The organism is Synechococcus sp. R55.7, assembly GCF_047461955.1.
GTDB lineage: Bacteria > Cyanobacteriota > Cyanobacteriia > Thermostichales > Thermostichaceae > Thermostichus.
This window is the reverse complement of the sequence record NZ_JANSIC010000017.1, coordinates 13019-14217: the sequence shown is the minus strand read 5'-3', so window position 1 is coordinate 14217 and position 1199 is coordinate 13019. Positions and strand designations below refer to the sequence as shown.

1 protein-coding gene is annotated in these 1199 nt (G+C 62.8%); it reads right to left on the bottom strand.

The window, feature by feature from the left end; genetic code table 11:
• The coding region (locus tag NW820_RS01900) for a dihydrolipoyl dehydrogenase family protein (RefSeq protein ID WP_414406534.1) at positions 1–1199 on the bottom strand (1199 nt) is incomplete at both ends.

Genomic DNA, 1199 nt, shown 5'->3' with positions numbered 1-1199 from the left:
TTGCGCCGACAGATCAACTTGGCAAAGCCCAGGGGGGCAGCTTCTGCCTGGGCCCGATCCACATCGGCAAACTCCTGTTTGAGCACCACCACATCCTTGCCGTATTGCTGCCGGGCTTCGCTTTCGGTGAGGCCCACACGGGCCAGCTCCGGCTCGGTAAAGATGGCCCAGGGAATGACGCGATAACGCGCTTGGCTGAGGGGGAAAAACAGGGCATTGACCAAGGCCACTGCCGCTTCGTAGGCCGCCACATGGGTAAATTGCGGCCCGCCGATGACATCCCCACAGGCGTAGATGCGGGGATTGCGGGTTTGCAGCTTGGCATTTACCTGGATCCCTTGGGGGGTGTACTGCACGCCGGCGGCTTCTAGACCCAGCCCTTCCACGTTCGGGATCCGACCGGCGGCCACCAAAATCTCTTCTGCACGGATCACTTGATCACCTGCAGCGGCGGTGCCTGCCCCGGAATTGGCCTTTAGGGAAAGCAGCTTTGCCCCTTGCTCTTGGCCAACTGCTGTGGCGCGTACCCGGGTGAGGATGCGGATCCCATCTTGGGTCAACTGTTGCTGCACCACCTGGGCGGCTTCGGGATCCTCCTTGGGCAAGATGCGCTCGCGGCTGGCAATGAGGGTCACCTCGGATCCCAGACGGGCCAGAGCTTGGCTCAACTCGCAGCCTACCGGCCCCGCCCCTATCACCGCCACCGATTTGGGCAAGCGGGTCAAGTCAAAGATCGATTCGTTGGTCAGATAGCCCGCCTCGGCCAAGCCCGGCAAGGGGGGAACCCAAGGACGGGATCCGGTGGCGATGACAAAAGCCCGCGCCTGTACCTGCCGTCCTGCCACCTCAAAGGTGCGCCCATCCACAAAGTGGCCCTTGGCAAACACCAGTTCCACCCCCAGTTGGCGGAAGCGATCTGGCGAATCGGCGTGGTTGGCGATGTAGCTCTGGGCAGAGCGAATGTGTTCGTACACCTTGAGGTAATCCACCGAGATCCCTGCTGGGCCAGGGAGAGTTACCCAACCGGCAGCCATGGCCTGGCGAATCCGATGGACGGTATGGGCCACGTGAAGAAGGGCTTTGCTGGGCACACAGCCATACCAGAGGCAATCGCCGCCCAAGCGGTCGCTGCCTTCCACCAGCAGCACCTTGGCCTTCAGTTGGGCCGCAGCGCTGGCCACCACCAGACCCGCCGCACC